26 protein-coding genes and 2 tRNA genes are annotated in these 23,212 nt (G+C 62.7%); 18 read left to right on the top strand and 10 right to left on the bottom strand.

Annotation, left to right across the window (positions count from 1 at the left end; all coding sequences use genetic code 11):
- Window positions 1–300: 300 nt before the first annotated feature.
- The 6 genes from O7A70_RS12930 (at window position 301) to O7A70_RS12905 (ending at window position 3,592) form a co-directional block, all read left to right on the top strand.
- Window positions 301–597, top strand: a complete 297-nt coding sequence (locus O7A70_RS12930; protein WP_140508771.1) for a DUF982 domain-containing protein — start codon at window positions 301–303, stop codon at window positions 595–597.
- 163 nt (window positions 598–760) lie between these two features.
- Window positions 761–1,024 carry a DUF6074 family protein gene (locus O7A70_RS12925; protein WP_027146822.1) on the top strand — a complete coding sequence of 88 codons (264 nt, stop codon included), beginning with the start codon at window positions 761–763 and terminating at the stop codon, window positions 1,022–1,024.
- 194 nt (window positions 1,025–1,218) lie between these two features.
- Entirely contained in the window at window positions 1,219–2,454 is a 1,236-nt protein-coding gene (locus O7A70_RS12920; protein WP_337140876.1) for a pilus assembly protein TadG-related protein, read from the top strand.
- Complete coding sequence (locus tag O7A70_RS12915; protein ID WP_337140674.1) at window positions 2,451–2,900, top strand: TadE/TadG family type IV pilus assembly protein; 450 nt, start codon at window positions 2,451–2,453, stop codon at window positions 2,898–2,900. Before O7A70_RS12920 ends, O7A70_RS12915 begins: the two co-directional genes overlap by 4 nt.
- Window positions 2,890–3,294, top strand: coding sequence for a TadE/TadG family type IV pilus assembly protein (locus O7A70_RS12910; RefSeq protein WP_337140673.1), 405 nt, complete (start codon window positions 2,890–2,892; stop codon window positions 3,292–3,294). The genes O7A70_RS12915 and O7A70_RS12910 overlap by 11 nt, the downstream gene beginning before the upstream one ends.
- A gap of 222 nt (window positions 3,295–3,516) precedes the next feature.
- Window positions 3,517–3,592 (top strand) — tRNA-Cys (locus tag O7A70_RS12905).
- A 101-nt stretch (window positions 3,593–3,693) separates the two neighbouring features.
- Here O7A70_RS12905 and O7A70_RS12900 read toward each other — a convergent pair.
- The 4 genes from O7A70_RS12900 to phaC all read right to left on the bottom strand — a co-directional run bounded on the left by O7A70_RS12900 (window position 3,694) and on the right by phaC (window position 8,797).
- Window positions 3,694–4,833, bottom strand: coding sequence for a hypothetical protein (locus O7A70_RS12900; protein WP_337140672.1), 1,140 nt, complete (start codon window positions 4,831–4,833; stop codon window positions 3,694–3,696).
- 214 nt (window positions 4,834–5,047) lie between these two features.
- Window positions 5,048–5,122, bottom strand: a tRNA-Glu gene (locus tag O7A70_RS12895).
- Between the two features lie 376 nt (window positions 5,123–5,498).
- Window positions 5,499–6,746, bottom strand: a complete 1,248-nt coding sequence (locus O7A70_RS12890) for a YcbK family protein (protein WP_337140671.1) — start codon at window positions 6,744–6,746, stop codon at window positions 5,499–5,501.
- Between the two features lie 215 nt (window positions 6,747–6,961).
- A complete protein-coding gene (gene phaC / locus O7A70_RS12885) occupies window positions 6,962–8,797 on the bottom strand; it encodes a class I poly(R)-hydroxyalkanoic acid synthase (protein ID WP_337140670.1) in 1,836 nt (611 codons plus the stop codon).
- Between the two features lie 98 nt (window positions 8,798–8,895).
- Between phaC and O7A70_RS12880 the strand changes: the two genes are divergently transcribed.
- From O7A70_RS12880 to recJ, 8 genes are all read left to right on the top strand, one after another.
- Window positions 8,896–9,288, top strand: a complete 393-nt coding sequence (locus O7A70_RS12880; protein ID WP_140508781.1) for a hypothetical protein — start codon at window positions 8,896–8,898, stop codon at window positions 9,286–9,288.
- Window positions 9,289–9,332: 44 nt separating this feature from the next.
- Entirely contained in the window at window positions 9,333–10,550 is a 1,218-nt protein-coding gene (locus tag O7A70_RS12875) for an LL-diaminopimelate aminotransferase (RefSeq protein WP_015317568.1), read from the top strand.
- Window positions 10,551–10,587: 37 nt separating this feature from the next.
- Window positions 10,588–11,901, top strand: coding sequence for a homoserine dehydrogenase (locus O7A70_RS12870; protein WP_337140668.1), 1,314 nt, complete (start codon window positions 10,588–10,590; stop codon window positions 11,899–11,901).
- 126 nt (window positions 11,902–12,027) lie between these two features.
- Window positions 12,028–12,387, top strand: a complete 360-nt coding sequence (locus O7A70_RS12865; protein WP_337140667.1) for a DUF883 family protein — start codon at window positions 12,028–12,030, stop codon at window positions 12,385–12,387.
- A gap of 75 nt (window positions 12,388–12,462) precedes the next feature.
- Entirely contained in the window at window positions 12,463–12,630 is a 168-nt protein-coding gene (locus O7A70_RS12860) for a Thivi_2564 family membrane protein (RefSeq protein ID WP_084637105.1), read from the top strand.
- Between the two features lie 201 nt (window positions 12,631–12,831).
- Window positions 12,832–13,815, top strand: a complete 984-nt coding sequence (gene glpX / locus O7A70_RS12855; protein ID WP_337140666.1) for a class II fructose-bisphosphatase — start codon at window positions 12,832–12,834, stop codon at window positions 13,813–13,815.
- Between the two features lie 72 nt (window positions 13,816–13,887).
- On the top strand, window positions 13,888–14,112 hold the full coding sequence (locus O7A70_RS12850) for a DUF6434 domain-containing protein (RefSeq protein WP_337140665.1): 225 nt from the start codon (window positions 13,888–13,890) through the stop codon (window positions 14,110–14,112).
- 107 nt (window positions 14,113–14,219) lie between these two features.
- Window positions 14,220–16,001: a single-stranded-DNA-specific exonuclease RecJ gene (gene recJ, locus O7A70_RS12845; protein ID WP_337140875.1), complete on the top strand. Its 1,782-nt coding sequence runs from the start codon at window positions 14,220–14,222 to the stop codon at window positions 15,999–16,001.
- Between the two features lie 23 nt (window positions 16,002–16,024).
- On the opposite strand, the gene O7A70_RS12840 is transcribed toward recJ, so the two are convergent.
- From O7A70_RS12840 to folE, 4 genes are all read right to left on the bottom strand, one after another.
- The gene (locus O7A70_RS12840; RefSeq protein ID WP_337140664.1) at window positions 16,025–16,582 is read right to left on the bottom strand and encodes a dihydrofolate reductase family protein; all 558 of its coding nucleotides are present in this window, start codon (window positions 16,580–16,582) and stop codon (window positions 16,025–16,027) included.
- A gap of 92 nt (window positions 16,583–16,674) precedes the next feature.
- Window positions 16,675–17,646 carry a patatin family protein gene (locus tag O7A70_RS12835; RefSeq protein ID WP_027146837.1) on the bottom strand — a complete coding sequence of 324 codons (972 nt, stop codon included), beginning with the start codon at window positions 17,644–17,646 and terminating at the stop codon, window positions 16,675–16,677.
- 83 nt (window positions 17,647–17,729) lie between these two features.
- Window positions 17,730–18,191: a phosphoribosyl-AMP cyclohydrolase gene (hisI, locus tag O7A70_RS12830; protein WP_337140663.1), complete on the bottom strand. Its 462-nt coding sequence runs from the start codon at window positions 18,189–18,191 to the stop codon at window positions 17,730–17,732.
- A 42-nt stretch (window positions 18,192–18,233) separates the two neighbouring features.
- Window positions 18,234–18,869, bottom strand: a complete 636-nt coding sequence (folE, locus tag O7A70_RS12825; RefSeq protein ID WP_337140662.1) for a GTP cyclohydrolase I FolE — start codon at window positions 18,867–18,869, stop codon at window positions 18,234–18,236.
- A gap of 240 nt (window positions 18,870–19,109) precedes the next feature.
- Between folE and O7A70_RS12820 the strand changes: the two genes are divergently transcribed.
- Both O7A70_RS12820 and O7A70_RS12815 read left to right on the top strand, forming a co-directional pair.
- Window positions 19,110–19,568: an iron-sulfur cluster assembly scaffold protein gene (locus O7A70_RS12820; RefSeq protein WP_337140661.1), complete on the top strand. Its 459-nt coding sequence runs from the start codon at window positions 19,110–19,112 to the stop codon at window positions 19,566–19,568.
- Window positions 19,569–19,626: 58 nt separating this feature from the next.
- Window positions 19,627–20,052, top strand: coding sequence for a hypothetical protein (locus O7A70_RS12815; RefSeq protein WP_337140659.1), 426 nt, complete (start codon window positions 19,627–19,629; stop codon window positions 20,050–20,052).
- A gap of 50 nt (window positions 20,053–20,102) precedes the next feature.
- Here O7A70_RS12815 and panC read toward each other — a convergent pair whose 3' ends face one another.
- Together panC and panB are read right to left on the bottom strand one after the other, a co-directional pair.
- Window positions 20,103–20,954, bottom strand: coding sequence for a pantoate--beta-alanine ligase (panC, locus tag O7A70_RS12810; protein WP_337140658.1), 852 nt, complete (start codon window positions 20,952–20,954; stop codon window positions 20,103–20,105).
- Complete coding sequence (gene panB / locus O7A70_RS12805) at window positions 20,951–21,793, bottom strand: 3-methyl-2-oxobutanoate hydroxymethyltransferase (protein ID WP_337140657.1); 843 nt, start codon at window positions 21,791–21,793, stop codon at window positions 20,951–20,953. The genes panC and panB overlap by 4 nt, the downstream gene beginning before the upstream one ends.
- A gap of 228 nt (window positions 21,794–22,021) precedes the next feature.
- Here panB and O7A70_RS12800 point away from each other — a divergent pair, with 228 nt between their 5' ends.
- Complete coding sequence (locus O7A70_RS12800; RefSeq protein ID WP_140711475.1) at window positions 22,022–22,420, top strand: NADH:ubiquinone oxidoreductase subunit NDUFA12; 399 nt, start codon at window positions 22,022–22,024, stop codon at window positions 22,418–22,420.
- A 138-nt stretch (window positions 22,421–22,558) separates the two neighbouring features.
- Window positions 22,559–23,176, top strand: coding sequence for a DUF2155 domain-containing protein (locus O7A70_RS12795; RefSeq protein WP_337140656.1), 618 nt, complete (start codon window positions 22,559–22,561; stop codon window positions 23,174–23,176).
- Window positions 23,177–23,212: the final 36 nt, after the last annotated feature.

The following is a 23,212-nucleotide window of genomic DNA, read 5'->3' as shown; positions in this document are numbered from 1 at the left end:
TTGGCACCTGAGGGCGAAAGGTTCAAGGACGAACTGCCTGATGCGGCCCCAACGGCCCGGATATTCGCTTGCCCCGCCGGTCAGGCGCACGGCCTTCGACGCGGAGACCGACCCGGCCAACCAGTAGTCGCGCCGCCGGAAAGGCCTGCCGGGCCGCTCGATGCCGGCAGGCCTTCCTTTGCCAGATGCAGCAAAGGAGGCAGTTTTCCGCAGTGACGACACATTTCCGTGGCAGACTGCACAAAGCAACTTTTGACGATGAGCGGCGTTGCTTGGGCGATGCCGGTCGGGAGATGTCGGATGGACAGATTGCAATTCGAGGTGCCGGTGCGCATCGCACCAGGCCCCGGCTTGCCCGTCGAGGAAATCTACAGCGTCGAGCAGGCGCTCGATTTTCTGCAGGACTGGCCGGCGCGCCGGCAGGGACCGGTGTATCAGAAAGCCTTCAATGCCTGTTTCGGTGCCACGGTCGATGTGGTCGAGACCGAAGACGCCTGCCGGGCGTTCATGGCGTTCTGCCGCGTTGCCGGACTGATGGCCGGCGACATGATGGCGCCGCGCAAGCGCGGCGGCGAGGCGAGAGCGCTGCAGGCCTGAGGGCGTCATCGAGTGGGGGAACCAGTTCAGCTTGAGTGTGCATGACGATTCGCTTGCGCCGATGCATTGGCCGGCGCTGTTAAGCTTCCGTTTCCACCTTGGCGGTTAGCCATTGATTGTTCGGCAATGGTTGATTCGTTGCGTCAGTTTCATGGGTCGGAAGATGTCCTCAGAAAAAGTCCGTGCGTTCCCGATCGATCGTCAGCTGTTCTTGGTCAGGGAAGTTGCCGCCAAGCTCGGCAATCTGCATGGCGAGACCGCCACCTCGTTCTGGAAGACAAAGGCGGCGGAGTTGCTCGATCTCATTGTCGGGACGGGCAGGGACAGAACGGCAGCCGGTGACGAAGTGCGCAGGTTCTTTCTTGCCGTTCAAAGAGAGTTATCGGCTGGTGCGACCGTGGAAGAGGTCCCGATCCTTACCGCCTGAAGTAAATCCTGCCCGCAGGCAACTGCACGCTTGGCGACGCCGGAAATGCGTCATTTGCCCTCCATGGCGTGCCGAGAAGGTCCGCGTACCGAGGCCGGCTGTTGGAGCCAATGGCTGCTAGCCAATGGTTGTCTCGTAGAAAGTGAATCGACTTTTTAGCCGTTCATTCATACATGCGTGCTTTCTAATTGAGCATGCTGTTCAACTGCTTCACCCGGATTCGGCTCGTGGCGGCCATGCGCCGCAGCAGAGCCGCGAACGTCGCCACCATCTTTGCCCTTACCCTGCCGATCGTTGTCGGTGCGGCGGGTTTTGGCGTTGAAACCTCCTATTGGTACTACAACAGCTTGAGATTGCAGGCCACGGCGGATGCCGCGGCCTATGCCGGCGCGCTGGAGCAGATCGCGGGTTCCGACACGCCGACGATCGTCGCGGCCGCGACCCAGTCGGCGACGGACAACGGCCTCGGGAACGGCACCATCGTCGTCAATACGCCGCCGACGTCAGGGCCGAACACTGCCAAAAAGGCGGTCGAGGTGGTCCTCGGCCAGAATCTCGACCGGATATTCACCTCCATCTTCACGCAGGGCAAGGTGCCGGAGCGGGCGAGGGCGGTGGCGCTCATCACTGACGCCTCCAAGGCCTGCCTCCAGGCGCGAAATCTGTCGGCGCCGCAGTCGGTGCTCTTCTCCGGCAGCACCAGCATGACGCTCAACGGCTGCGTCATCATGACGAACTCGATCGCCAGCGACGCGATCAAGGTGCAGGGATCGGCGGGTCTCACGGCCGACTGCCTGATCTCGGCGGGCGGGGTCGTGCTGAATAATCCGGTGACCACGATCTGCAAGGCGCCGATTACCCAGGCCTTGCCCGCGCCCGATCCGTTCGCCAGCGTGCCGGCGCCCGCTGTCTCCAACCCATGCCAGAATGTCAACGGAGGCAAGACGACCCAAACGATCCAGCCCGGGACCTATTGCAGTGGTATGAGCCTCAACGGCAATGTCACGCTTTCTCCCGGCGTCTATGTTGTCCAGGGCAATTTGAAAATCAACGCGGGCGCGGTCATCGCGGGCAGCGGCGTCACCATCTTCATGGCGGGCAGCAGCACCGTCAGCATGAACGGGAACGCGACCGTGACGCTCAGCGCGCCGCAGTCGGGCACCTATTCCGGCATGCTGTTCTACGGTGACAGGACAGGCACGGCGGCGCAGAGTACCTTCAACGGTACGGCAACATCCTTGCTGACCGGCGCCATCTATTTCCCCAAGCAGCAAGTGAACTACCTGGGCAACTTCTCAGGCAACAATGGCTGCACGCAGATTGTGGCCGACACTATCCAGTGGTCCGGCAATTCCACGATCAACCAGGACTGCTCGAGCCTGGGAATGAAGGACATCCCCGCGGCGGCGTCGGTCGCGATTGTCGAATGAAGCGCGTGGCCCATCGATTGATCCCAGCCATTCGCGAAGACGCGGGTGCAGCCGCGGTTGAGTTCGCGATGGTCCTGCCTATCCTGTGTCTGGTACTGCTCGGCATCGCCGACGGCTGGTCATACGTCACGAGTTCGCTGTCTATGCGCGCCGGCGTGAAGACGGCGGCGAACATGGTCTTGGCGGGCTCCACCGACGACAGCGCGACACGGGCCGCGGCACTGGCGAACTGGGAGAGGATGCCGGACGACGGTCAGGTCACGCTGAGCCGGATCTACAAATGCGGGACGACCGTGGTCGACGCTTCGACCTTGTGCAGCGGGCCGAAGGCACCGTCGGTCTTTGTCCAGATCGACGCATCGGCGACGTGGACTCCGCCCTTTACCTTCGGCGTGTTTTCCACCCCCAGCGCGATCGGCCAGCAGGAGCTGATCCGTGTTCGGTAATGCGGGAGGCTTCAGGGCCGATCGATCGGGCGGAGCCGCGCTCGAATTCGCGCTGATCGCACCGTTCCTTATTATGCTGCTATTCGGAATCTTTGCCTTCGGCTGGTCGATGAATTCGGCCTCCAGCGTTCGCTATACGCTGGAGGCGTCCGCACGGTCCCTGCAGCTTAACAACACGCTGACCCAGGCCGACATCCAGGCGATCGCGACGCAGAAACTGCTTGCGCTGGGTCTGAAGAATGTGAACGTCACGATCGCCACCGACCCGGCGAGCGGCGGCTTTCGCATGGCGCACCTGACCGCTGCCTACGCGTTCGTCATAGATTTCCCATATTTCAACGCCTACCCGATCAATTACGCGACGACCGTTACCGTGCCGCTGGTCGGCGGTTAGCCACGTAGTCTGCCAGACAGCGAATCTGCTGGCCTCGAGCCTGCGGCCGGGCTGCATGAGTTCCCCTCGTTGACGGGCATGCAATTCAAGTCTGGCAAAGGAGTCATGGGTCGGCGCTTTTCTGCCGCGTGACGGGCTCTTTTTCACAGTGGGGCGTAGCCGAAATTTTTTATCCAAGACATCAAGGATCTTTAAACTTCTGCCCGTTACCACAGCACGTATGGCCTCGTGGCGGAGCGGCTACGCTAGAGACTGCAAATCTCGGAAGCCTCGGTTCGATTCCGAGGCGAGGCCTCCAAAATTCCGAAGCTGATGGACTGGTGGATCGGGCGGGAGTGGATCCATCCCTGGTCCATTTCCACATTACGCCAAGCGCTTCCGCTGAGCGCAAAAAAAGCTCTAACGGAACAGATATCTCGACACTTCGGGGTTGCCGCGGCGCCACATCACATTGTCGAGGAAGTAATGGTGCACGTTGATGAAAATCAACACGATGAAGAAGAACAGCGACGATCCCAGGACTTCCCGGTCATAGGGGATAAGGGCCGTCAGCACGGTCGGCACCAGCCAGAAACCCAGACCGCCGAGGAGAAGGCCAGCACTGATGAACTCCAGAAGCCGCACCCTGTAAGCCGGACCAAGGATGGACAGGATTCTGGATGGCGGAACCTTCTCGGCATCGCGCCCGTCACGCTCGACATTGCTCTGGTAACGCCAGACCACCGCCAGGTACTGCAAGGAGTGGAGCGCCGGCACCACAAGCAGCCAGAGCGGATTTGTCCTTACGATCAGAATCCAGAGATATAGGGACGCGATGTAGGCCATGACGCCGTTATACGGCAGGCTGCCGCCATTCCTGCTCCAACGATTGATCAGCATCACGGCAGTGGCGGCCGTGGAAGCGGCCGCGGCCGACAGCGCAATCGCGTTGAGCCATGCAGGGGTGGCAAACGTATAATATTCCAGCCCCAGGTATTTTCCCTGGCTGACCGCCGTGTTCGTCTGAAGCCATGCGAACAGCCAAACTGCATAGCTGTTGATCAGCAGGATTTTCTTGTCCGGATCGGTGAAGAACCTGCGCTTCAGGACGGCATCCATCATCAACATACCGTAGCCTTGCTTGACGTAGTGCCAGCCCACGAAAAAGAACATTGCGTTGGTTGCGTTGCCCAGCAGCCGGGCGTTCGCCGTTATCGAGCCGTAGGCAAAAAATGCGCCCATGAGTAGGGGAACGACGATGCCGGCGACGACGTAGCGGATCTGGAGGTTCCTGTCGTAACCGTCGCCGCGCAGCTTCCGCCCAAAATTGCGGTAGAAGAGTTGGTATGAGTGGGCGAAGTGCGGATAGTTTATCAGATAAGCCAGGAAAAGCATCGTCGCCGCCACGAGACCTTCGTATCTCAGTGGCACGAAGTACAGCGCCGGCAAGATCAGGAATGCGCTGCCGCCGAGCATCAGAAAGTCCGCGAGCGGACCAAAGAGATATCTTGGTGGCGTTGTCGCGGGAGCGCGTATATCCGCCGAAAGGTGAACTGCCATATGAGCGCTCCCTTCGTATTCCATTTAACCACCGGCCCGTCGGATCGACAAGATAGAGGAGCCGAGCGCTAGACTAGCGCGAAAGGCATGGGGTATCGGCTGCAAAGGATGCCGTAACCCGCAATGTTGTCGACGCGATGCCGCCCCTGCCAAATTGCATCGGCCAGGCGTTCGCTGCGTAGAATCGGAAGAGGGACTGGAGGTCCGGAAGATCTGGTACGCCCAAGGGGAATCGAACCCCTGTTACCGCCGTGAAAGGGCGGTGTCCTAACCGCTAGACGATGGGCGCGCTCAGACGAAGCGGCTTATACTGGCGTTGCGCGTAACCGGCAACCCGTTAGGTGCCGCCTTGGACAACTTTTTTCCAGCCTGCCAAATCAGCGATTTCGCGAGGGGTCGGCAGGGCTTGGCGATCAGCGGTGACATTAGTCGCTTCGCCATCCACGGGCGGAGCAAGGAGCGTAGCGACGCGGCGCGGACCCGAGAATCCATGCCGCGACTTCAACGCGTTGCCGCGGTGCAGAATTCTGCTCCCGTTGCGATCTTTGCCAGGGTCACGGCATGGATTTCGGGTCTTCGCGACGGAGCTTCGCTCCCGCTTAGCCCAAGGGTGACGACAAGGGAACGACTCTGGCCTGCTGAGGTTCCGGTCCGTCAAATCGCTGCTAGCCGTCGTCACCGCCGCTGCGCCGGCGGCAGCGCCAGTTCCAGTCGCGCTCGGGGCCGACATCGACATGGACCGATTCGGTGTGGCAGTAGGTGCCGACGCCGCCGCGGCCGGGCATGGTCCTGATGTAGCTCGCAAGCTCCCATTTGGAGACGCCGGGCACCTGGATGTCGGCGGCGGCGCAATACATGTGCAACGAATTCTTGGCGCCGTTGGCGCGGCGGTTGCGGGCCGGGTCGCGATAGCCCGAGGTCACCATCATCTTGCGGCCGTAGTGGCCTTCGATCGTCTTCAGCACGCGCACCAGCGATGGCTTCAGGCAAGCGACGTCCACGCTCTCATTCTGCTTCAGCAGTCCGTTGGGCGCCAGGCGCGCCATGCCGGCCGCAGACGCAACCTGATAGCTGCCGCCAGAGCCTTCGTCCTCATTGAGGTCGACGTCGCTTTCGTCGTCGAGGCCGGATTTGCGTTTGATCTCGAACAGGGCTGTCTGGCGCACGCCAGGCAGGGCATCGCTACCCGTGATGTGACCGGCATCGTCCCCGGTCGAAGCCAACTGTATCGGCCTTGCCGTGGAATCGGCCGAGGCCAGTGTGATGATCGGCTTTGCTGCCGCCGGGGCAGGCTTGGCCTGCGCGGCAGGCTGTTCGCCCGATCGTGTGTTGACCAGCGGAGCGGGTGTTGCCGAAGCGGGGGTGGCGCCAAACATCGAGGCCAGGAAGCCTTTTTTCTTCGGCGCCTCGGCTTGCGGCGCCTCGCCAGCGGTCACATAAACCGGATTGTTCATCACCGGTGCCGCGGCCGGCTTCGGCGCCGTCGCGGCAGCATCGGCGGCGGCGATCTTCTGGGCGACCGCGTCGGTCTGCTGCGCCGTCTGTACCGGCTGTTGCAAGGACTGCGGCGTCTGTGCCGCGATCGTTTCCGCGCTGGCTGGTATGGTGAGCGGGAAAGTGGCCCCAGGCTTGGCCATCGGTAGGTAGGCAACCTTTTCGGGGAGTGCCGTGTCGCTTTCGCTCATCACGGTCGTCTGCTCCGTCGCTACCTCCGACGACGAATCGGCGGCGAGGGGCTTGCCCGTGGAGGCGGCGTGGATGTCGGATGCGGAAGCATTGTAGCCGGGCATTCCGACCGACATTGTCGGATCGCCAGCCGATGTGCAGGAGGCCAGAAGCATCGAGCAGAACGCTGCCACGATGACGCGGCGTTCTCCCTTTGCGAGGCTCCATCCTGCTGATTTCAAAGTCAAATTCCCCCTCGATGTCCGGTCGGTGTATCCTTGGCGCTGACTGGTATGTCTGCGTTAGGGTGCCCCTTGTCTCCGATCCGGAAACGAGACCTGTGTCAAATCAGCAAGCCTGTAAGTATTTTTGCAGCGATTGCCGAATTGCGGCTGCTTAATGGTTGACGACACCATTTCGCCCGCTTTTGCGGGGGCGTCAACTCACCAGACATTACAGTCCGTTACACACGTACCTTGACATAGGTGCCGGGAGCATCGCCCAAGGTTTTCATATGCTTGCCGGGTTTGCGGGCAGCTACGCGGGTGTTGTCCTTGGCCTCTATCCAACTTTGCCAGTGCGGCCACCAGGACCCGGGATGGTCGGTTGCCCTTTCTACCCACTGGTCGAAGTCGCCTTTCGGCGGGCCGCCGGTCCAGTACTGATATTTGTTGGATGCGGGCGGATTGACGACGCCCGCGATATGCCCGGATCCCGCCATCACGTACTCGACCGGGCCGCCGAAATATTTCGAGCCGAGGAAGACGGACAGCGCCGGCGCGATGTGATCTTCCCGCGAGGCGAGGTTGTAGACCGGGATGGTGACATCGCCGAGCGAGACCGTGTGGCCCGCAAGCTCCATCGTGCCGCGAGAGAGGTTGTTCTCGAGATAGCAGTTGCGCAGGTAGAACGAGTGGTTGGCCGCTGCCATGCGGGTCGAATCAGCGTTCCAGTAGAGCAGGTCGAAGGGCAGGGGATCCTTGCCGCGCATGTAGTTGTTGACGACATAGGGCCAGATCAGGTCGCCCGAGCGCAGCATGTTGAAGGCGGTGGCCATCTTGGTGCCGTCGAGGTAGCCCTTTTCGTTCATAGCCTTTTCCACCGCCGCGACCTGTTCCTCGTCGACGAACACTTTCAGGTCGCCGGCATGGGTGAAGTCGACCTGTGTGGTGAAGAAGGTCGCCGACTTGATGCGGTCGTCGCCTTCTCCAGCCATCAGCGCCAGTGCCGCCGCCAGCAGCGTGCCTCCGACGCAGTAACCTATGGCGTTGACGTCGCGCTCGCCGGTCGCCTTCTCGATCGTGTCGAGGCCGTATTGCAGGCCTTCCCGGATGTAGGCTTCCCAGTTCTTGGCGCCGTGGCGTTCGTCCGGATTGATCCAGGAGATGACGAAAACGGTGTGGCCTTGCTCGATGGCCCAGCGGATGAAGGATTTCTGCGGGTTGAGGTCGAGGATGTAGAACTTGTTGATCCAGGGCGGGCAGATCAGCAGTGGGCGTTTCAACACTGTCTCGGTCGCCGCATCATACTGGATGATCTCGGCGACGTCGCTGCGGCCGACCACCTTGCCGGGCGTCGTGGCGATGTTCTTGCCGATCTCGAAAGGCGAATAATCGGCCTGGCGCAATTTCAGGTCGCCCTTGCCGGCGGCGATGTCCTCGGCCAGCATCTTCATGCCGCGCACCAGGTTTTCGCCGTTGGAGGCGACGGTTTCGCGAAACAATTCCGGATTGGTCAGGATGAAATTGGACGGCGAGATGGCGTTGGACACCTGCTTGACGTAGAAGCTCGCCTTGTGGCGGGTATGCTCGTCCAGGCCTTCGGCGTGCTCGACCAGTTCGGACGCCCAGCGCGAGGTGACGAGATACGCCTGCTTGAGGAAATCGAAGAAGGCGTTGCGGCCCCATTCCGGATCCTGGAAGCGCTTGTCGCCGCGCTCCGGCTTGACGGCATCGTCGGCACCCTCGGCGTTCGGGCTGACGCGCTGGATGGCGTTCGCCCAAACCGTCATGTAGCCGGCGAACAGCCGCGTCTGCGCTTCGAGCGCACGCTGCGGATCGGCCAGCCAGTATTCGCTGAGCTTCGAGAAGGTCTTGACCATGTCGACGACCGGCTCGGCGACGTGGTCGCGCACCTCACCCTTTTCGCGCGGTTCGGCCCAGGCGGACGCCGCCTTGCCGGCCTGCTCGATCATCCGCGCCATGTTCAGCGCGAAGCGTTCCGGGTCCTTCACCAGATATTGCTCGACCGTCGAAGGTCCGCCATCTTCCGCTTTGCCCGAATCGGGTGTTTTGGACATGGTTCGCGGGGTTCCTCCGGAAGCGTTTTCTTGACATATTAACATGGGACATCCGACAGGGTCCAATCTCGCTCTACCCCGGCTGCCAAGGAAACAATATGACGATTAAGTTTGGCGAGACTGTTTTTTTCGGTGCCGGCCACTTTTGCCGCATCGGCGCGACAATCATGCTCCTGGGCGTTGCCGGATGCTCGAGCACAAATACCGGCGGTCCGGTGCCGATGGCCACCGACGCGGGTCCGAAGGACACCGGTACCTTTCCGAACCTGAACATCCCGCCGCAAGTGGCGGCGAAACAATTCACCGAGACCGAGAAGAACGCCAAGCTCGCCCAACTGAAGGCCGACGAGAACGGGCAAGGCGCCAAGAGCGGCGGCGCGGCCGTCACCAACCAGGCGGCGCTGACCGATCTCGCCAAGAAACACGGCCCGCAGACGCTGAAGCAGATCGAAGGCAAATGCGACCCCGCCCTCGACCCTACCTGCAAATGAGTATATAGCGCGCGCCCAACGCTCCCTTGCTGTCTGGAACTGCCATGGAAGAATTTCACAAGGTCCGCCGGCTTCCGCCTTACGTGTTCGAGCAGGTCAACCGGCTCAAGGCCAGCGCCCGTTCGCGCGGTGCCGATATCGTCGACCTCGGCATGGGCAATCCGGACCTGCCGACGCCCAAGGCCATCGTCGACAAATTGTGCGAGGTGGTGCGCGATCCGCGGACGCACCGCTATTCCTCATCGCGCGGCATTCCCGGCCTGCGCCGCGCCCAGGCAAACTACTATGCCCGCCGCTTCGGCGTGAAGCTCAACCCCGACACCCAGGTGGTCGCCACGCTTGGCTCGAAGGAAGGTTTCGCCAACATGGCGCAGGCGATCACCGCGCCCGGCGACGTGATCCTGTGCCCCAACCCGACCTATCCGATCCACGCTTTCGGCTTCATCATGTCGGGCGGCGTCATCCGCTCGCTGCAGGTCGAGCCCGATGATGGCTTCATTCCCGCGCTCGAGCGCGGCGTCCGCCATTCGATCCCGAAGCCGCTGGCGCTGATCCTAAACTATCCGTCGAACCCGACGGCGCTGGTCGCCTCGCTCGATTTCTACAAGGACGTGGTGGCCTTCGCCAAGAAGAACGACATCATCATCCTGTCCGACCTTGCCTATTCCGAAATCTACTTCGACGGCAATCCGCCACCCTCGGTACTGCAGGTGCCGGGCGCCATCGATGTCTGCGTCGAGTTCACCTCGATGTCGAAAACCTTTTCCATGCCCGGCTGGCGCATGGGCTTCGCCGTCGGCAATGAACGGCTGATCTCGGCGCTGACCCGGGTCAAATCCTATCTCGACTACGGTGCCTTCACGCCGATCCAGGTGGCGGCCGCGCACGCGCTCAATGGCGACGGCGCCGACATCGCCGAAGTGCGTGATATCTATCACAAGCGCCGCGACGTGATGGTCGATGCGTTCGGCCGCGCCGGATGGACCATTCCGGCACCGGCGGCCTCGATGTTCGCCTGGGCGCCGATCCCGGAGCCGTTCCGGCATCTGGGATCCCTCGAATTCTCCAAGCTGCTCATCGAGCATGCCGACGTCGCGGTGGCGCCCGGTGTCGGCTTCGGCGAGCATGGCGATGATTTCGTGCGCGTGGCGCTGGTCGAGAACGAGCACCGGATCCGCCAGGCGGCGCGCAACATCAAGCGCTTCCTGTCTGCCAGCGCCAAGCAGCCCAACAATGTGGTGCCGCTTTCCGCCCACCGTTAAATACAAATTCGATCTGATTTGAGGGGCGCCGCCTTCCATGGCTGAAGCACTGCGTGTTGGAATTGCCGGACTTGGCACGGTCGGTGCATCGGTGGCGCGCGTGTTGCGCGACAAGGCGGTGGAGCTGACCCGCCAATGCGGGCGCGATATCATCGTGTCGGCGGTTTCGGCACGCGACCGGAAACGCGACCGTGGCACCGATCTGAGCTCCGCGAACTGGTTCGACGATCCGGTGAAGATGGCACAGACCGCCGAGATCGACGTTTTCGTCGAGCTGATCGGCGGCGATGAGGGGCCGGCGCGTGCCTCTGTGAAGGCGGCGCTCGAAGCCGGCCGTCATGTCGTCACCGCCAACAAGGCGCTGCTTGCCAAGCATGGCGTGGCGCTTGCCGAAATCGCCGAGAAGAAGGGCGTTCTGCTCAACTACGAGGCTGCGGTGGCAGGCGGCATTCCCGTCATCAAGACGATGCGCGAAGCGATGGCCGGCAACTCGGTCAGCCGCGTGTTCGGCATTCTCAACGGCACCTGCAACTATATCCTGACCCGGATGGAGGCCGAGGGCGTCTCCTTCGACGTCGTGCTGAAGGACGCACAACGGCTGGGTTATGCCGAAGCCGATCCGACCTTCGACATCGAGGGCCATGACACCGCGCACAAGCTGTCGATCCTGACCAGCCTTGCCTTCGGCACCAGGATTGCCGCCAACGACATCTACATGGAAGGCATTTCCAACATCACCCAGGCCGACATCCGTGCGGCAGCCGATCTTGGCTACCGGATCAAGCTGCTCGGCGTCGCCCAGCGCACCGAAAGCGGCATCGAGCAGCGTGTGCATCCGACCATGGTGCCGACGGCTTCCGTCATCGCGCAGGTGCATGGCGTCACCAATGCGGTGGCGATCGAGACCGACATTTTGGGCGAATTGCTGCTCTCCGGCCCTGGCGCCGGCGGCAATGCCACCGCCTCGGCGGTCATCGGCGACGTCGCCGACATCGCCAAGAGCCGGCCAGGCTTCCAGCACGGTCCTGTCTTCGGCCTGCCGGCGAAGGAGCTGAAACCGTATAAGAAGGCGCAGATGCGCAGCCATGCCGGCGGTTACTTCATCCGGCTGACCGTGCATGACCGCATCGGCGTGTTCGCAGCAATCGCCAAGCGCATGGCCGACAATGATATTTCGCTGGAATCGATCGTCCAGCACGCGGTCAGCGGCGAGGCGGCGGCGCAGAAGACAGTGATCCTCGTCACCCACGAGACCACCGAGGCCGCCGTGCGCAAGGCCGTCGACGGCATCACCAAAGACGGCCATCTGACCGACAAGCCGCAGGTCATCCGCATCGAGCGAGCAGGGTAGCCGCGGCCTCGTCGTCGCGGGCATAACCACTGGCGGCGTATTTTCGTTCTGCGAGGATCCCGCTGCCGCCCGGAACGAAATGGCGTCGGCACCGTTCTCTTGGTCAGCAACCAAGGGAACCGCTTCATGGCTGATACCAACAAATCCGGCCCTCCTGACATCGAGGACATCCAGAAGGCGCTGGAAAAGCAGATCGCAGACCTGCGCAAGGAAATCACCAAGATCAACAAGAGCATTTCGGCGCGCAGCGCGGAAATGCTCGATGACGCCAGCGAACAGGCATCGGATTTCTACGATACAGCCGCTTCCCGCGCCTCGCGGACAGCGCAGCAGTTGCGCAGCCAGGCTCAGTCCGTTTCAGAAGCCGCGCGCGAAAATCCGGGCACGACGACCGCAGTGGTTGGCGTGATCGGCTTACTTGGCTTCCTGGCCGGCCTCGCGATCGGCCAGTCGATGAACGACACGCCGCGCCGCTGGTACCATTAGCCGCAAGGGCGGCCAGCTTGGCCGGCCGCACCATCTCGCTACGTTTTTCAACACGGCCGTCTCGGGGAGGGTATCATGGCGTCGTCCATGCTGATCGGCATCCTCATTACATTCCTGGTCATTATCCTGGTTCTGTATCTCGTCCAGCGACTGCCGCTCGACGCCAGGATGAGACAGATCGTGCAGATCATCGTCATCATCATCGGCATTGTTTCGCTGCTCAAATACCTCGCGGTTTTCTAGGCTGCGAGGTACGGGGATTTCCCGTTTCGTATTGGCCCGGGTCGTCTCGAACCGGTGGGCATTGTTTCAGGAATGCGGTTCAATCGATTGATATTGCTGTCCTTTCGATAAAGCTGCCGGCAGGTCTTGCCGTTGTCATGCTCGTTTGACAAAACAGGCGCGCCTCCGGCGGGAGGCGGCATCAAACGAGGATTTGCCGAAATGAATGTGGCCCAGAACATCGTCGCCGGCCTTGACCGGATACTCACCATGGAACTGGTGCGCGTCACCGAACGGGCCGCAGTCGCGGCCGCCCGGCTGCGCGGCCGCGGCGACGAAAAGGCTGCCGACCAGGTCGCCGTCGACGCCATGCGCGAGGAACTCAACCGCCTCGCCATCAAGGGCACGGTGGTGATCGGCGAGGGCGAGCGAGACGAGGCGCCGATGCTCTATATCGGCGAGGAGGTCGGGACCGGCAAAGGCCCGGCGGTCGATATCGCGCTCGATCCGCTCGAAGGCACGACAATCTGCGCCAAGAACCTGCCGAACGCGCTTGCGGTGATCGCGATCGCCGAGAAGGGCAGCCTGCTGTTCGCGCCCGACGTCTACATGGACAAGATCGCGGTCGGTCCGGGTTACGCCGAAGGCGTCATCGACATCGATGCCACGCCGGCCGAGAACATCGCCAGCCTCGCCCGGGCGAAGGGCGTCGCTGTGTCCGATATCACGGCCTGCATCCTCGACCGGCCGCGCCACGCCAAGCTGATCGACGCCGTGCGTGCCACCGGCGCCGCGATCCGGCTGATCGGTGACGGCGACGTCGCCGGCGTCATCCACACCACCGACCCGGAAGAAACCGGCATCGACATCTATCTCGGCACCGGAGGCGCACCGGAAGGCGTTCTGGCCGCGGCCGCCCTGCGCTGCACCGGCGGCCAGATGCTAGGCCGGCTGATCCTCGACACGCCTGAGAAGGTCGCCCGCGCGGCAAAGATGGGCATTGCCGATCCGAAGCGGGTTTATCGGGCCGAGGACATGGCGCGCGGCGACGTGCTGTTCGCGGCCACCGGCGTCACCGACGGCAATATGCTGGCCGGCGTCAAGTTCGGCCGAACCTACATCACCACGCATACGATCGTGCTGCGCTCATCGTCGCGTACCGTGCGGGAGATCAAGGCCCGGCACCAGGATCTGGATAAGTTCTAGACCTGCTTGCGAAGCCGGGCCGCAGTTGTTAGCCATTGGCTGCATCTGAACCTGGCCGCGCAAGGACTAACGATGAAGGTGTTCGACTGGCACGCGGATCCGATTTCGCGTGCCACTCCTGTCACGAAATCCCACCGCAACACCCAGAACGTGCGCCGCTTTCTTACCCGCGAATGCGGCGACACGTTCAGGTTCGATCGATCCTTCATGGCATGGCTCAAGGACGGTCGGGAAAAGACGATGGGAGATGCAGCCGACGAGTGGGTCCGGCGCCAGGCTGAAAAGCGGAAAGCGTAGTTTTTCTTGAATTCTTCCGCGACGCCTGCATGTCGTTATCCCAAAACCGCTGCACATTTTTGGGCGACATGCATTATCTTGCCGCCAACCATGAGTTGGCAAAGCGCATGATGGGCGACAGGCGCCTCTTCCTCGATGTCAGGCAGTCGGCGACCGGTCTCTCCTGGGAGCACCGGCTGACCGAACGGCAGGACATGATCGCGCTTGCCATCGCGCAGGGTCATGGCGTGCCCGACATCGTCGCGCGCGTTCTTGCCGGACGCGGCGTTGCCGTCGATGAGACCGAGCGGTTTCTCGACCCGACGATCCGTGACCTGTTGCCGAATCCGGCCTCGCTGACCGACATGGACAAGGCCGCCATCCGCATTGCCGCCGCCGTCGTTGCCCGGGAGAAAATAGCGATCTTCGGCGATTACGACGTCGATGGCGCGGCCTCGTCGGCCTTACTGAAGCGGTTTCTCACGCATTTCTCGGTGCCGTCGGAAATCTATATCCCGGATCGTATTTTCGAGGGCTACGGTCCCAATCCCGATGCCATGCGCGAACTGGTTTCGCGCGGCGCGACGCTGATCATCACTGTCGATTGCGGCACCAACAGCGCCGCCTCCGTCGAGGCCGCCAAGGAGGCGGGCGCCGATGTGGTGGTGCTGGACCACCATCAGGTTGGCGGCGCGCTGCCGGCGGCGCATGCCGTCGTCAATCCAAACCGCGACGACGACCTTTCCGGACAGGGTCATCTCTGTGCCGCCGGCGTGGTCTTTCTCGCTCTGGTGCAAACCGCGAAGGTGCTGCGCGCGATGACCGACGCCACGCCGCCGGATCTGCTTTCGCTGCTCGATCTCGTCGCACTTGCCACCGTCTGCGACGTGGTGCCGCTCACGGGCGTCAATCGCGCCTTCGTCGTCAAGGGCCTGCAAGTGGCGCGGCAGCAGAAGAATGAAGGGATGGCTGCCCTTGCGCGGGTGTCACGCATTGGCGAGCCGATCAGCACCTTCCATCTCGCCTATCTGATCGGCCCGCGCATCAATGCGGGCGGGCGCATCGGCGATGCGGCGCTCGGCAGCCGGCTGCTTGCAACGGACGATCCGGTCGAGGCGCAGACCATCGCCGAGACGCTCGACCGGCTGAACCAGGAACGGCAGCTGATGGAGCAGGAGATGCTCGCCGCCGCGCGCGCCGAGGCCGATGCCGAGCTCGCGGGCGGCAGCGGTCCGGCAATCGTCGTCACCGCCAGCAACAACTGGCACCCCGGCATCGTCGGCCTGCTTGCCTCACGACTGAAGGATCACGCTCGGCGGCCGGCCTTCGCCATCGCCTTCAACGCCAACGGCACCGGCACCGGCTCGGGCCGTTCGGTGTCGGGTTTCGACCTTGGCCGGCTGGTGCGCGAAGCCGCCAATGCCGGGCTCATCGTCAAGGGCGGCGGCCATGGTATGGCCGCTGGCATCACCGTCGAGCGCGCGAGGCTGGGCGAGCTCAGGGCCTTCTTCGAGGAGCGGGCGGCCGCCGACGTTTTCCGGTTGCAGGATGAGGAAACCCTGGCCATCGACGGCGCGCTTGCCGCGGAAGGCGCGACGCTAGGTCTGCTCGACGCCCTGGAGAAGGCGGGCCCCTTCGGCGCCGGGCATGTCGCGCCGGTTTTCGCTTTGCCGCGCCATCGGCTGGTCGATATCAGGCCGGTCGGCACCAACCATATTCGCGCCGATTTACAGTCGGAGAGCGGCGGCCGTATCCAGGCGATCGCCTTTCGCGCCGTCGACACGGTGCTTGGCGAATTCCTGTTCAAGAACCGGGGCAAGACGATGCATGTCGCCGGCTCGCTGTCGGGCAATCACTGGAACGGCAACCGTACGGTGCAATTTCGCATTGTCGATGCCGCACGGGCGTAGGCGCGCGGCGGAAACCGGGCAATTCAGCCGGCCGGCGCATAACGCAGCAACGTCACGCCCTGGGTAAGACTTTCCGTACCGAGCGGTTTCAGCGCCAGCGACAGGCCGGATTGGAAATAAGGCTTGCCGCCACCCAGCACCACAGGATGCATATAGAGCCGGTATTCGTCGATGAGACCGGCTCGTGCCAGAGAGGCCGCAAGGTCGGCACCGCCGAGGATGACGAGGCCATCGGCCTGCGCCTTGAGGGATCGTACCGTGTTCTCGGCATCGTCATCCACCAGGCGGGCATTGAACCCGACTTGCCGAAGCGTGGTCGAGAACACGATCTTCGGCGTTTCGCGCCATGCCTGGGCAAAATCCCGCTCGACCTCGTCGGCGCCGGTCTCGCGCTCAGGACTGTCCCAGAAGCGCATCGTCTCGTACATGCGCCGTCCCGCGAGCACTGCGGAGGCCTGTCTCATCATGTCGTTGAAATGCTGGTGCAGCTCCGCTTCGGGCACCGGCAAGCCGATGTCCTCGTCCGATCGGGCGATATAGCCGTCCAACGACGTCAGCATGGAATAGATAATCCGGGCCATCGGCACCTCCGCTTCTGTCGGCCCAGATCACCATAACCAATTGCATTTTGCAATCAGTGTATGCCGAAGCGAATAGAGCTTGATGAGGTGATCTAGGCGAGAACCGTCTGCAGCCGCGTCAGTTCGCCGATCTGCGCCATCGTGGCCTGATAGCCGAGCTGGATCGCCTCGTCGGCCCGGTGGAACTCGGTGAGGCCGATATGGCTGAGCTTGGGCTGCAGCGACATGTCGGGTGGATCGCCGGCAAGCCTCGCCCGTGAAATGCGGTCCTGGATGATGTTGAAGGCTTCCACCATCACGCCGGTGATGCCCAGGCGCGTCTGGTGCGATTGGTGCTGGGAGTTGACCTGGCCGGGCCTTGGCGCATCCTTTTCGATAACCAGCTCGCCGGCACTGTGTTTGATCACGGCGGCGCGGCCGAACAGGTCGTAGTGGAGGTTGACCGCCACGACGAGCGGCTGCTCGTAGGCGCGGCAGACCGAAACGGGCACCGGATTGACCAGCGCTCCGTCGACCAGCACGCGGCCGTTGCAATCGACCGGCTCGAACACGCCCGGCAGCGCGTAGGACGCGCGCATGGCCGTGATCAGCGAGCCGCTCGACAGCCAGATCTCGTGGCCGGTGCGGATTTCCGACGCGACGCAGACAAATGGCTTGGGCAGATCGTCGAAGCGGATACCAGCCACGTGCTCGCGCAGGCGCGCGTCAAGCTTCATGCCGCCGAAGAGGCCGCTGCCGCGCAGGTTGAGATCGAGCAGGCCGAAGATGCGCCGCCTTGTGAGGCTCCGGGCGAACTCTTCCAGCTCATTCAGTTTGCCGGCGAGATAACAGCCGCCGACCAGGGCACCAATAGAGGTGCCGGCGATCATGGAAACCTCGATGCCGGCTTCATCGAGCGCCCGCAGCACGCCGATATGAGCCCAGCCTCTGGCGCAACCGCCGCCGAGCGCGAGCGAAATGCCGGTTTTCTTTGGAGATTTTGTCGCCGATGCGCCGCCGGCCGAGGACAGGCCGTTGGCCTCCCTGACATCTGGTCTGTTAGGCAATGACGCCCATTCGAGCATCATGATCTCCCTTGTCCCAGGCTACTATACGGACGGGCCGTATCGAAATGATGAATCTATGTGATCGGTGTGAGGCAGAAGGTTCAAGCTGATGGCTTTCGATAGGTGTTTTCCGCATCGAACAGCGGCTTGCTGCCGTCGCCGGCAAGCGTCCCCTTGCCGTCGATCAGCCCCACCGTCCGATAAAAGCATGAACGCCGGCCAGTGTGACAAGTTGCGTCGTGGCCCAACACTTTGACGCGCAACCATATGGCGTCCTGGTCACAATCCGTGAGCATCTCGACGACATGCTGGAAATTGCCCGAGGTTTCGCCCTTCTTCCAGAGTGCGTTGCGCGAGCGCGACCAGTAATGGGCAATGCGTGTCTCCAGCGTCAGCGCCAGCGCCTGCGCATTCATATGCGCGACCATCAGCAGCATGCCGTCGGCGGCATCGGTTACGACGACGGTGACAAGACCGGCGGCATCGAAGCGCGGCGAGAACACCGTGCCTTCTTCCAGGATCTTCTTGTCCGAGGGAGCTTTCGGAAATTCCAGTGCCGACATTGCCGGTCCATTTTCCTGTTGACCGTGACGTCGGCAAGGGGCTTACGCCCTGCCGCCGCGCACCATGGTGACAAAACGAACCTGCTCTTCGGGCGTATCCTTGAAAACGCCGGTGAAGGTGGAGGTCAGCGTGGTTGAGCCCTGCTTGCGGATGCCGCGCATGGCCATGCACATGTGCTCGGCCTCGATCATGACGGCAACGCCGCGCGGGTTGAGCACGTCCTGGATGACCCCGGCAATCTGCGCGGTCAAGGCTTCCTGCGTCTGCAGGCGATGGGCGAAGATATCGACGACGCGCGCGATCTTGGAAAGGCCGACGACCTTGCCGTCGGGCAGATAGCCGACATGCGCCTTGCCGATGATCGGCACCATGTGGTGCTCGCAATGCGAATGGAACTGGATGTCCTTGACGATCACGAGATCGTCGTAGCCGGCGATCTCCTCGAAAGTACGGCCAAGCTCCTCGGCTGGGCACATATCGTAGCCGCCGAACATTTCACGGAACGCCTTGGCCACCCGCTTGGGGGTATCGATCAAACCCTCGCGGTCCGGGTTGTCGCCGGTCCAGCGCAACAATGTGCGCACGGCGGCCTCGACTTCGGCCTCGCTCGGGCGGTCGGTGACCGGCTTTTCCATATAGGCCGACTGGGGCATGAGTTTCTTGATGACGGCATCCATAAAAGGCGTCTCCCGTAGTCCCTCTCTCAGGAGGAACGAGTTGAACGGACCACGACCTTTCGGTGTCGGAAACTCGCCCCGTTTCCAGCCCCGTAAGCGGCGTGAACTTCCCGGCAAGGACAGTGGCTCTCGCCGCCTTGTCGATACCGGACTGCCAGCATTATATATGGTCGTGCCGGGCGAATGAAAGACGCAACAACGGCAATCGCTGTTTGCTTGGCGGCGACGGATTGGAAAATAATGATCAACGACGTCTACAACGCGAAAATTCTCGGTTTTGCCGGAAACATCGCCCGCATCGGCCGGCTCGATCATCCCGACGCGACCGCGAAGGCGCATTCCAAGCTGTGCGGGTCGACCGTTACCGTCGACCTCAAGATGGAGGACGGCGTGGTCACCGACTTCGCCCACGACGTGAAAGCCTGCGCGCTCGGACAGGCATCGTCCTCGATCATGGCGCAACATGTCGTCGGCGCCAGTGCCGAGGAATTGCGCGCGGTGCGCGAGACCATGCTGAAGATGCTGAAGGAGAACGGCGCGCCACCCGAAGGACGCTTCGCCGACCTCGGCTATTTGGAGCCGGTGCGCGACTACAAGGCGCGCCATGCGTCAACCATGCTGACCTTCGACGCCGTGGTCGACGCCATCGGGCAGATCGAAAAGAAGCCGCCGACGAAGCGGCCTGAGCGTGGGCTTTGACCTTACGACGGCGGGCGGGTCCCGCCAGGGCACGGCCGATCACTTATGCAATAACCTCATGTTCGCCGGCATTCTTGCCGCGTCACTTGTGTCGAGCAGTGGCTCGAGCGGGGCGGAACCAGCGGTCCAGCGCGATATCGGCGACTATCTCATGAAGGCTATCCAAGCCTGTTGGAACATGCCTGCAAATACCACAAGCATTGCACGCGTTCAGATCAGCCTGAACAAGGACGGATCGCTCGCCGGCCCGCCAAAAATCGTCGGTCCTGTGACACCACCACGGGATAAGGTTGCCGAAGCCGCCATTCGGGCAATCGCGCGCTGCGCGCCGTTCCCCGGGCTGGCATCCTACGCCGCCCACTATGATTTGTGGCGCGACATCGTCGTCACATTCAACCCGGCAGACGATCCGGCGGCGGGACATCCGCCTCTGGACGTCAACGACCTCGATAAACTTCTCGAAAAATACAAGAAGGCAAAGTAGACGGATCCTGCCAGGCAGCGGCTCAGGCCGGAGCTTTCAGCGCGCGCCGATCAGGCGGTGGGAACTTCCACATTGTCGATCAGCCTGGTTTTTCCCAGCCAGGCGGCAGCGAGAACGCGGCCCGCTCGGTCGTGCCGCCATGGCGTAAGTGTCAGGCTTTCGCGGGCCTTGACATAATCGACCTTCTGGAAGCCGGCCGCGATTAGGGCGCGGCTTGCGTTGGCGATCGTTTCCTCTTGACCGGCGCCCGCCGCCAGCGCCGCCGCCGCCTTGCGCAGGATAAGGTTGAGCTGCCGCGCGATCCGGAGTTCGGCTTCATCGAGATAGGCGTTGCGCGACGACATGGCGAGGCCATGCGCATCGCGTATGGTCGGTGCGCCGATGACTTCGACAGGCAGGTCGAGGTCGCGGCAAAGCTGCCTGACGACGCAAAGCTGCTGATAGTCCTTTTCGCCAAAGATGGCGACGTCGGGTGCAGCCTGCAGGAGAAGCTTGGCCACCACGGTGGCGACGCCGTCGAAAAAGGTGGGGCGAAAGTCCGTTTCGAGCCCGGCCGACGGGCCGCCGACCGAGATTCTCGTGGCAAAACCGGCGGGATACATCTCGCTGACATCAGGCGTGAAGGCAAGATCTGCCTTGGCCGTCGCCAGCACGTCGAGGTCGCGCGCCAACTGGCGCGGGTACTTGTCGAGATCCTCGCTCGGCGCGAACTGCGTCGGATTGACGAAGATCGACACCACGCAGCGATCCGCTCTTTCGAGCGCGATCTTGATCAGCGAAAGATGCCCGTCATGCAATGCGCCCATGGTCGGCACCAAGGCGATGCGCAGCCCATCGCGGCGCCAGTCGCTAATTCGCGCGCGAAGTGCGGCAACGCTGTCGACCACGTCGGGCCGGCTCATGATTCATCCCCGCCATTTGTTCTCGAGAAGACGTGGGTGGGGCCGGGGAAATCGCGGTCCCGCACCTCCGATGCGTAGCGCTCGGCGGCATGCTGGATCACACTGCGCAGGTCGGCGTATTGCTTGACGAATTTAGGCACGCGATCGACTGTTAGCCCGACCATGTCGTCGATGACCAGGATCTGGCCGTCGCACTCGCCGCTGGCGCCGATGCCAATCGTTGGAATGGCGATGCGGCGGGTAATGTCCGCGGCGACCGTCTCTATCGTTCCTTCGATGACCAGGGAAAACGCACCGGCCTTCTCGACCGCGCTCGCGTCGGCGATCAGGGCGGCCACATTCTCGTCCGTGCGACCCTTGATCTTGTAGCCGCCATCCTTTTCCACCGATTGCGGCTGGAGGCCGATATGGCCCATGACCGGGATATCGGCGGCCACGATCGCCGCGATCTGAGCGGCCATGTCGACGCCTCCCTCGAGTTTCACTGCCTGGCAGCCGCTCTCGCCGACGATGCGCCGCGCCGAGGCCACGGCCTGCGCGGCTGAATCCTCATAAGTGCCGGCCGGCATGTCGACGACGACGCAGGCCTTGGCCGAGCCCCGCATCACGGCTTGGCCGTGCGCGATCATCATCTCCAGCGAGGCGCCCAGCGTCGTCTTATGGCCATGCAGGACCATGGCGACGCTGTCGCCGACCAGGAGCAGGTCGACATAGGGATCGAGCAGGCGGGCGATCGGGTAGGTGTAGGCGGTGAGGCAGACGATCGGCGTGCCGCCCTTGCGGCGGCGAATCAGGTCGGCGCCGATGCGGATATCGGTGGTCGGCAATTGCGTGGCCAATCGTCGCCTCCTTCTGCCCCCGGCCGGATAGGATTTCCGCATGGGCGCGCAGAGCTTTAGAAAGAGCGGCAAGGCTTGGCAAGCGCGCATCCGGCCATCCCTTGGGATCACAGGCTTGTGTCGGGCCCTGGCGCGCCATTTGCGCGCTCCCCGTGGCAAAACCCTTGCCTTCCCGAAGGCCTGACGCCATAAGCAGGAAACGGGCGCCGCCAGCGCGAGGGTTCTGAGATGAAGACTTTCCTGACGCAGTTTTTCACCTGGTGGAACAGCCAGACGCTGGGAACGCGCCTGCACACCTGGCGGCACGGCAAGGAAGTCGGCCAGGACGAGGCCGGCAATGTCTATTACGAAGGCGGCATCGATTCGGAAGGCCGCACGCGTCGCTGGGTCATCTACCGCAACTATTCGGAAGCCTCGGCCATCCCGCCCGGCTGGCACGGCTGGATTCACCATCGGGTCGATGTCGCTCCCCCCAGCGATGACTACCGGCCGCGCGACTGGCAAAAGCCGCATTTACCCAATCTGACCGGCACGCCAGCGGCCTATCGTCCGAAGGGCTCGCTGCTGACCAATCAACATCGCCCGCAGGTCACCGGCGATTACGACGCATGGACGCCGGGGTCGTAACGGCGCGGGTTGTAACGGTAAGGTGCAGGCCGGTCCTTTATCGCCACAATTGGTGTTTAGCTGCTTGCTGATCAGAAAACGGCGACTAGCCTTGGCGATCGACGGAATCACCTGGGCGCGAACCACCGGTACCCCTGCATGAGCTTTTTCAACCTGATATCGACAGGCGGTCTGGCGCTAGCCGCCAGCCTCGCCGTCAGCACCGTCGCCTTTTCGGCTTCACCCGCACCTGCACCCGCCGCTCCGGCGCCGACGGCGCCCGCGGGATCGGATCGCATCACCAACCCGGTCGCCGAGTTCGCTGGCATCGACAAGATCACCGGCCGCATCATTACTTTCGATGTCTATATCGACGAGACTGTGCAGTTCGGCGCCCTGCAGGTTACGCCACGCGTCTGCTATTCCCGGCCGGAGAACGAAGAGCCGAAGACCGACTCCTTCGTCGAGGTGGACGAGATCACGCTCGACCGCAAGATCCGCCGCATCTTCACTGGCTGGATGTTCGCCGAAAGCCCGGGTCTCAATGCCGTCGAACATGCCGTTTATGACGTCTGGTTGAAGGCGTGCAAGCAGAAGTCGGATGTGCCGGCGCCTGACGCTGGCAAGAGTGGTGCGACCAAGGCCGACGGGGCTAAAACCGACGCTTCGAAGCCAGCCGCAACCCAGTCTGCCTCGGCCAAGCCAAAGCCCACGGTCAGTCCGGACGCGGCACAGCCCGACGACGCCGCGGAACCGGAGACGACGGACACCAACTGATCTCTTGGAACCGCCATGGCTGACGCGCGTTGGACA

Origin of the sequence: Mesorhizobium sp. Cs1299R1N1, assembly GCF_037179655.1 — a bacterium.
In the GTDB taxonomy this organism is placed as follows: domain Bacteria; phylum Pseudomonadota; class Alphaproteobacteria; order Rhizobiales; family Rhizobiaceae; genus Mesorhizobium; species Mesorhizobium salmacidum.
This window is presented reverse-complemented; position numbering and strand designations above follow the sequence as displayed.

Excerpts from the sequence above, each read along its gene's own strand:
- O7A70_RS12930 (WP_140508771.1), top strand. The coding sequence starts at position 301 with ATGGACAGATTGCAATTCGAGGTGCCGGTGCGCATCGCACCAGGCCCC.
- O7A70_RS12925 (WP_027146822.1), top strand. The coding sequence starts at position 761 with ATGTCCTCAGAAAAAGTCCGTGCGTTCCCGATCGATCGTCAGCTGTTC.
- O7A70_RS12920 (WP_337140876.1), top strand. The coding sequence starts at position 1,219 with ATGCTGTTCAACTGCTTCACCCGGATTCGGCTCGTGGCGGCCATGCGC.
- O7A70_RS12915 (WP_337140674.1), top strand. The coding sequence starts at position 2,451 with ATGAAGCGCGTGGCCCATCGATTGATCCCAGCCATTCGCGAAGACGCG.
- O7A70_RS12900 (WP_337140672.1), bottom strand. The coding sequence starts at position 4,833 with ATGGCAGTTCACCTTTCGGCGGATATACGCGCTCCCGCGACAACGCCA.
- phaC (WP_337140670.1), bottom strand. The coding sequence starts at position 8,797 with ATGTCCAAAACACCCGATTCGGGCAAAGCGGAAGATGGCGGACCTTCG.
- O7A70_RS12880 (WP_140508781.1), top strand. The coding sequence starts at position 8,896 with ATGACGATTAAGTTTGGCGAGACTGTTTTTTTCGGTGCCGGCCACTTT.
- O7A70_RS12875 (WP_015317568.1), top strand. The coding sequence starts at position 9,333 with ATGGAAGAATTTCACAAGGTCCGCCGGCTTCCGCCTTACGTGTTCGAG.
- O7A70_RS12870 (WP_337140668.1), top strand. The coding sequence starts at position 10,588 with ATGGCTGAAGCACTGCGTGTTGGAATTGCCGGACTTGGCACGGTCGGT.
- O7A70_RS12865 (WP_337140667.1), top strand. The coding sequence starts at position 12,028 with ATGGCTGATACCAACAAATCCGGCCCTCCTGACATCGAGGACATCCAG.
- O7A70_RS12860 (WP_084637105.1), top strand. The coding sequence starts at position 12,463 with ATGGCGTCGTCCATGCTGATCGGCATCCTCATTACATTCCTGGTCATT.
- glpX (WP_337140666.1), top strand. The coding sequence starts at position 12,832 with ATGAATGTGGCCCAGAACATCGTCGCCGGCCTTGACCGGATACTCACC.
- O7A70_RS12850 (WP_337140665.1), top strand. The coding sequence starts at position 13,888 with ATGAAGGTGTTCGACTGGCACGCGGATCCGATTTCGCGTGCCACTCCT.
- recJ (WP_337140875.1), top strand. The coding sequence starts at position 14,220 with ATGATGGGCGACAGGCGCCTCTTCCTCGATGTCAGGCAGTCGGCGACC.
- O7A70_RS12840 (WP_337140664.1), bottom strand. The coding sequence starts at position 16,582 with ATGGCCCGGATTATCTATTCCATGCTGACGTCGTTGGACGGCTATATC.
- O7A70_RS12835 (WP_027146837.1), bottom strand. The coding sequence starts at position 17,646 with ATGCTCGAATGGGCGTCATTGCCTAACAGACCAGATGTCAGGGAGGCC.
- hisI (WP_337140663.1), bottom strand. The coding sequence starts at position 18,191 with ATGTCGGCACTGGAATTTCCGAAAGCTCCCTCGGACAAGAAGATCCTG.
- folE (WP_337140662.1), bottom strand. The coding sequence starts at position 18,869 with ATGGATGCCGTCATCAAGAAACTCATGCCCCAGTCGGCCTATATGGAA.
- O7A70_RS12820 (WP_337140661.1), top strand. The coding sequence starts at position 19,110 with ATGATCAACGACGTCTACAACGCGAAAATTCTCGGTTTTGCCGGAAAC.
- O7A70_RS12815 (WP_337140659.1), top strand. The coding sequence starts at position 19,627 with ATGTTCGCCGGCATTCTTGCCGCGTCACTTGTGTCGAGCAGTGGCTCG.
- panC (WP_337140658.1), bottom strand. The coding sequence starts at position 20,954 with ATGAGCCGGCCCGACGTGGTCGACAGCGTTGCCGCACTTCGCGCGCGA.
- O7A70_RS12800 (WP_140711475.1), top strand. The coding sequence starts at position 22,022 with ATGAAGACTTTCCTGACGCAGTTTTTCACCTGGTGGAACAGCCAGACG.
- O7A70_RS12795 (WP_337140656.1), top strand. The coding sequence starts at position 22,559 with ATGAGCTTTTTCAACCTGATATCGACAGGCGGTCTGGCGCTAGCCGCC.